Below are 6,110 nucleotides of genomic sequence, written 5' to 3' on the forward strand. Positions count from 1 at the left end.
GCCCCGCCCAGGGCGGCCGCGGCGGCGCTGAACCCGCCGACCCCGACCCAGACCAGCACGCCGCCGGGCAGCAGCGCGCGCAGGCCGGTGTTGATCTCGGTGAGTTCCAGGCAGGCCGCCGTGCAGCGGTCGCACTCCTTGAGGTGCCGTCCGACCTCGGCCGAGGCCCGCTTGCGCAGTGAGCCGCGGGCGTACGCGCCGAGCCGGTTGGCGTAGGCCTCGCAGCTGCTGGCCTGGCTGCCGGAGACGTGGGCCTGGAGGAAGGCGGCGGCCAGCCGGTCGCGGGCCCGGTGGGCCTGGACGGCGGTGGCGTTGGCGGTCTTGCCGAGCATCACGGCGACGGTCTTGGGCGATTCCTGCTCGACCTCGGTGTGCCAGAGCACCATCCGGTCGTCCTCGGGCAGTTCGGCGTAGGCCTGCATGACCATCCGCTGGTCGGCCATCGCCATCGCCCAGGCGTCGGCGCCGGGGTCGGCCAGGTCGTAGTCGACCACGGCGGCCGAGGTCTGGGCGAACACGCCGAAGTCGTCGACGAGTTGTTCGCGCCGTTCGCTGCGGGTCCAGGCGGCGGCGACGTTGCGCACGGCGGTCAGCAGGTAGGCGCGGACGGCGAACTCGGGCCCCTTGCCCGCCTTGAGCGCTTGCAGGGTGCGGGCGAAGACCTCGCCGGCGAGGTCCTCGGCGGTGAAGCTGTCCCGGCAGCAGGTGCGGGCGTAGCGGCGCACCGAGTCGGCGTGCCGGAGGTAGATCTCCTCGTACGCGCGGTCGTCGCCGGCCCGGACCCGGGCGGTCAACTCGGCGTCGGAGGGCGGGCGGTCGCCGTCGACCGGGTCGGCGGGGGCCGGGACGGTGGGCCGGGCGGTCCGCCCGTCGCCGACGAAGGCCTCGGGGGCGACGCGGCCGCGGCCGGCGGGGGCCTGGCCGGGCACCCGGCCGGGCGGCAGCGCGGCGGCGGAGGCGGACAGCGTCTCGCGGCTGGGCATCCCGGCCTGGTCGGGGACGTGTCCGGGGCTCGAACCGGGGGTCGGGCCCGAACCGGCTGCGGCGCCGGGTACTTGGGCGGCCCCGGTGCCGCCGGGGCCCGCGGCGGACCCTTCGGCCGCGCTACCGGAGTAGCCCCCGAAGTCGAGGCCGTACCCGTAGTCGTTCTGTTCCTCGGCGCTCACAACGGACCCCAGATTCCACGACAGCCCCCGTAGTGTGGCAGGGCGCGCGGGAGTGCGTAGGCGCACGGTTCCCCGGCGTACGGCGCCGACGGCGCGCGAAGGGCGCGCATCGGGACATTGGCTCCAACCACGGGCAAAGGATGGCATAGCGCAGGGACGGGCGGTAGCCGGACCGGCCGGTACCCACTCTTCCGAGGGGCCGTCGCGCCGTGTTCGCCCAGCGTGTTGCGCGGGGTCGCACGATGCCCGCACCCGGCGCGCGTGCCCTGTCCGCGCGCCGGTGTCCCGCGCAACTCCCGTCCGATCGCCGTCCGATCCCCGTCCGACTCCTGTCCGGCTCCCGTCCAACTCCCGGGCCCGTCGGGTGCGTCGACCGTGCCTGGACCGACGCCCGTACCGACGCGACCGGCACCGCCCCGTTCCCCGGGGCGGTCCGAGCCGGGGTCAGCGGGCCCGCAGACCGTCCAACAGGAGCTGCAGCAGCCGGTCCGACGGCCCCGGAGCCGACTGACCGTCGGGCTGCGGACCGGACGCCGTGAAACCGGCCGACGGCGGCGCCGTGACCGAGGGCCGCGCCGCGTGCACCGGTACCGACGCGGTCAGCACCAGCACCACGTCCGACACCGTGACGCCCGGCCGCAGTTCGCCCGCCGCACCGGCCCGCGCCACCAGGGCGGCCAGCAGTTGCAGCAGCAGCCGCGGATCGGCGTCCGCCGCCGAGGGTTCGACCGGCGCCCCGGAGCGCGACTCCTCGCCGCGCAGGTCGAAGCGCACGGCAGCCGGCGCCTCCGGCGCCCGCTGCTCGGGCACCCGGCCCAGCTCCTCCGCGTACCGGAACGCCTCCGGCGGCAGCAGCCGCCCCGCCCCGGTGCCGACCGCCCGGGCCAGGTAGCCGGCCAGTGCCTCCCAGGCGCCGTCGCCGCCGTACAGCGACTCCCGCGCCTGCGCGGTCAGCCAGGCCACCTCCTCGGCGGCGATCCGCTGGACCAGCACCTCCTTGCTCGGGAACCGCCGGTAGACCGTGCCGACCCCGACCCCGGCCCGGCGCGCCACTTCCTCCATCGGAGCGCCGTAGCCGAACTCGCCGAACACCTCCCGGGCCGCGCGCAGCACGCTCTCCAGGTTCCGCCGCGCGTCGACCCGGAGCCGGGCCCCGGGCACCGGCGCGGTGGCCTGCGGGGGCTCCGTCCGGTACGGGACGGCCGCGTACGACATCCCGCCCGGTGGCAGGTCCACCGGGCCGCGCTGCTCCGGGACCATGCCCTGTCCGGCGTGCGGTGTGCTCGCCCGCCCCAATGCCTGCTTCTGTTCCATCATCCCAACTCTCCCCCGCAGGCGTCCGAAACCGGACCCTGTCGTCGCCCGCCCCTGCACCCCCCGGTGCAGCTCAGCTCGTCAGAAGTGACCAGATGACCCATTGCTCGTGCCGCCCGTCGCGTTCCGGTGACCACGGTCGTGCCGCCGGACCGCATCGGCGTCCGGCTCGGCGCGTCGGCACCGACCGGGGCCTCGTCCGGGAACTACCCTTCCCCGGATGACTCTCCCCCAGTCGGGATCTCGCGCCAACGCTGGAACTGGCCGTAGTGGCCGCTCCACGGTGCGTCGCCGCCGGTTGTCATGGCGGTGGCCGCTCCGGCACACAATCCGACCATAGTTCACGGCTCTTCGAAGCCGAAAGTGCGTCAGAAAGTCGCCCGGGAAGCACAACTGGCCACGCCCGTCACTTCCGTCGCAACCAGCCCCGTACGGACTGTGGACAAGACCACCCCCGACGGTCCTTCATAGGGGGGCGTGATGGGGGGACACCCCCGGCCGCGAGGCCGGGACGAATCGTCACACCGGCAGGAGGTGCACCATCAGGATCCTGATCGTCGGCGGCGGCTGCGCCGGGATGGCCACCGCGCTCCACCTCCAGCGCGTCCTGCGGGAACAGCTGCGGCGCCGCGAGGTGGAGATCACCGTGGTCGAGCCCCAGGCGTACTCCACCTACCACCCGCTGCTGGCCGAGGTCGCGGCCGGTTCGATCGACCCCCGGCACGTGGTCGTCCCGCTGCGCCGGGCCCTGCCGCACTGCCGGGTGGTGACCGCCCGGATCACCCGCGTCGAACACGCCGCCCGGCGCGCCCTGGCCGACGCCGCGAGCCCCGGCGAGACCCCGGCGCCGCTCGAACTCCCTTACGACGTCCTGGTGGTGGCCCCGGGGTCGGTCTCCCGCACCGCCCCGGTACCGGGCCTGGAGGAGCACGGGCTCGGCTTCTCCACCGTCGGCGAGGCTGTGCACCTGCGCAACCACGTGCTGGAGCAGCTCGACCTCGCCTCCGCCACCCGCGACCCGGCCCTGCGGCAGTCCGCGCTCACCTTCGTCTTCGTCGGCGCCGGCTACGCGGGCGTCGGCGCGCTCGCCGAGCTGGAGGACATGGCCCGCACCGCCGTGCGGAGCTACCACAACGTCCGTGCCGAGGACCTGCGCTGGGTGCTGGTCGAGTCCGGCGACCGGATCCTCGCCGAGGAGTCCTCCGACCTCGCCGAGCACACCCTCGGCCAGCTGCGCGAACGCGGCGTCGACGTCCGCCTGCGCACCACCCTGGAGTCCGCCACCGGCGGGGTCGCCGCGCTCTCCGACGGCAGCCGCTTCGGCGCCCGCACCCTGGTCTGGACGGCGGGCGTCCGGCCTTCGCCGCTGCTGCGCGACACCGACCTGCCGCTGGACACGGCCGGCCGGGTCCGCTGCCTGGCCACCCTCCAGGCCGTCGGCCCGGACGGGCGGGCACTGCCCGGGGTCTGGGCGGCCGGCGACTGCGCCGCCGTACCCGACCCGAACGCGGACGGCGCCCCCTGCGCGCCCAATGCCCAGCACGCCTTCGCCCAGGCCGAGCTGCTCGCCCGCAACATCGCGGTCGCGCTGGCCGGTGGACCGCACGCGCCGGGCCTCGTCGAGTACCGCCCCGGGCCGGCCGCCTGTTCCACCTCGCTGGGGCTGCACCGGGCCGTCGCCCACACCCGGCGCGGCGGCCGGCTCACCGGACGGCGGGCGTGGTGGCTGCACCGGGCCCGGCACCTGCGGCGGCTGCCGAGCGCGGAGCGACGGGTCCGGGTGCTGATGGACTGGGTGCTCGGCGGGGTGTTCTCCCGCGAGGTGGTCTCGCTGGGGGCGATGGAGAACCCGCGTTCGGCCTTCGAGGGCGGTTTCGATTCCGGGCCGGAGCGGCCGTCCGGCGCCGGGCCGGAGGCCCCCCGATGAGCGACCCCGCCGCCAGGCGTCCGGAGCCGAACCGACGGCCACGCCGGGCGCGCGACTTCCGGAACCGGGCCTCCGCCTGACAGGATCAGCCCGAACTGGTCATTACCCCATGTGATGCTGTGCACACAAAAAGTGATGATATGCCTGGAAAACGAGGAAGCGGCCGTCGTTTGAACCTCATGCGCTGGAGCGCCCGGCTCACCGGAGTCCCCTGGCGTGCCGCCCCGTCCAACGGGGCCGGCACCGACGAGGGCACGCCCTCCACCGACGGCATCGTCGTCCCCGGCCCCCGGGACCCCACCAGCCCCGCCGCCACCGCCGAACTCCTCGACCCCCTCAAACCGCAGAACCTGCGCGAGGTGCTCAACCGCATCCCCGCCCCGGTCGCCGTCACCTACGGCCCGCTCCACCAGCTCGGCTACGCCAACCGGGCCTACCGCGAACTCTTCGGCGAACGCCCCACCGGCCTGCCCGCGGGGGAGGCCCTCCCCGAACTCGGCACCATGGGCGTCCTGCCCCTGATGGACCAGGTCATCCGTGGCGGCCGCCCCCGGAGCGTCAAGGCGCGCTGCATCCTCGGGCTCACCGGCAACCGCTACTACAACGTCTCCTGCGTCCCACTCGGCCCGGGCGACACCGGCGACACCCCCGCCGAGGGCCCGCCCGCCGGCGTCCTGATCTTCGCGGCCGAGGTCACCGACCAGGTGCTCGCCGCCGCCCGCCTGCGCGAAGCCGAACGCCGCCAGCGCGAGGCCGCCGTCACCCTCCAGCGCAGCCTGCTCCCGCAGAAGCTCGACCAGCCCGCCGACCTGCGGGTCGCCGCCACCTACCAGCCGGGCGGCGCCGAGGCCGCGGTCGGCGGCGACTGGTACGACGTCATCGCCATCGACGGCGGTCGCACGGCACTCGTCATCGGCGACGTCATGGGCCGGGGCCTGCGAGCAGCCGCCGTGATGGGCCAGCTCCGCACTGCCGTACGCGCCTACGCCCGGCTCGACCTCCCCCCGCACGAGGTGATGCGCCTGCTCGACGGCCTCGCCATGGAGATCGACGCCAACCAGATCGCCACCTGCACCTACGCCGTCTGGGACCCGAGCCGCCGCACCCTCTCCTACGCGTCGGCCGGCCACCTCCCCATGCTGCTGCGCTGCCCCGACGGCACCATCCTGCGCAGCGAGGAACAGAACGGCCCCCCGCTCGGCACCGGGGACGGCCTGCACGTCTCCCACACCCTGCGCCTGCTCCCCGGCACCACCGGCGTCCTCTATACGGACGGACTGGTCGAGCGCCGCGACGAGGACATCGACCAAGGCCTCGACCTGCTGGCCCGCACCCTCACCGGCGCGGTCGGCGCCCCCGAGGTGATCTGCGCCCGGCTCCTCCGGGCGATGGGCGTGACCTCGGAGCACGACGACGACGTCGCCGTCCTGGCCTTCCAGCTGCCGGCGGACGAGGGCAGGGAGGGCGCCGAGGGCGGCACCGCAGGCGGCACTGCGGGCGGCACCGAAAATTCGCTTGCCGTGCTTGACTCGGCCACCCCAGAGGTCTAGTGTTCTTCGAGCTGCCTGTCATGGAGCACCGGACACGCATCTGCGCGGACGGCCCCGCGGCAGCCAATCCCTTGAAACACCTCTTCCGGTTCGTGCCGGTCGTTTCGCTTTTTCGCGTCTCGGCTCGGTGCTTATTCGGCGTGCGCTGTTTAT

The 6,110-nt window shown here is 74.8% G+C and carries 3 protein-coding genes and 1 pseudogene; 2 read left to right on the plus strand and 2 right to left on the minus strand.

Going from position 1 to position 6,110, the window contains the following annotated elements; all coding sequences use genetic code 11:
• Positions 1 to 1,166 (minus strand): sigma-70 family RNA polymerase sigma factor (locus ACFV8H_RS41005; RefSeq protein WP_380409834.1); only part of this gene is annotated, 1,166 nt, incomplete at its 3' end.
• A 444-nt stretch (positions 1,167 to 1,610) separates the two neighbouring features.
• Positions 1,611 to 2,483 carry a TetR/AcrR family transcriptional regulator gene (locus ACFV8H_RS41010; RefSeq protein ID WP_380409836.1) on the minus strand — a complete coding sequence of 291 codons (873 nt, stop codon included), beginning with the start codon at positions 2,481 to 2,483 and terminating at the stop codon, positions 1,611 to 1,613.
• Positions 2,484 to 3,057: 574 nt separating this feature from the next.
• Between ACFV8H_RS41010 and ACFV8H_RS41015 the strand changes: the two genes are divergently transcribed.
• Both ACFV8H_RS41015 and ACFV8H_RS41020 read left to right on the plus strand, forming a co-directional pair.
• A complete protein-coding gene (locus ACFV8H_RS41015) occupies positions 3,058 to 4,407 on the plus strand; it encodes an NAD(P)/FAD-dependent oxidoreductase (RefSeq protein WP_380409838.1) in 1,350 nt (449 codons plus the stop codon).
• Positions 4,408 to 4,577: 170 nt separating this feature from the next.
• Positions 4,578 to 5,864, plus strand: a pseudogene (locus ACFV8H_RS41020) (SpoIIE family protein phosphatase); the annotation flags it as partial.
• Between the last annotated feature and the right edge of the window lie 246 nt (positions 5,865 to 6,110).

Source organism: Kitasatospora sp. NPDC059827, assembly GCF_042731675.1.
Lineage (GTDB): Bacteria > Actinomycetota > Actinomycetes > Streptomycetales > Streptomycetaceae > Kitasatospora.

Coding starts and splice junctions, on each gene's coding strand:
- ACFV8H_RS41010 (WP_380409836.1), bottom strand. CDS start 2,483: ATGATGGAACAGAAGCAGGCATTGGGGCGGGCGAGCACACCGCACGCC.
- ACFV8H_RS41015 (WP_380409838.1), top strand. CDS start 3,058: ATGGCCACCGCGCTCCACCTCCAGCGCGTCCTGCGGGAACAGCTGCGG.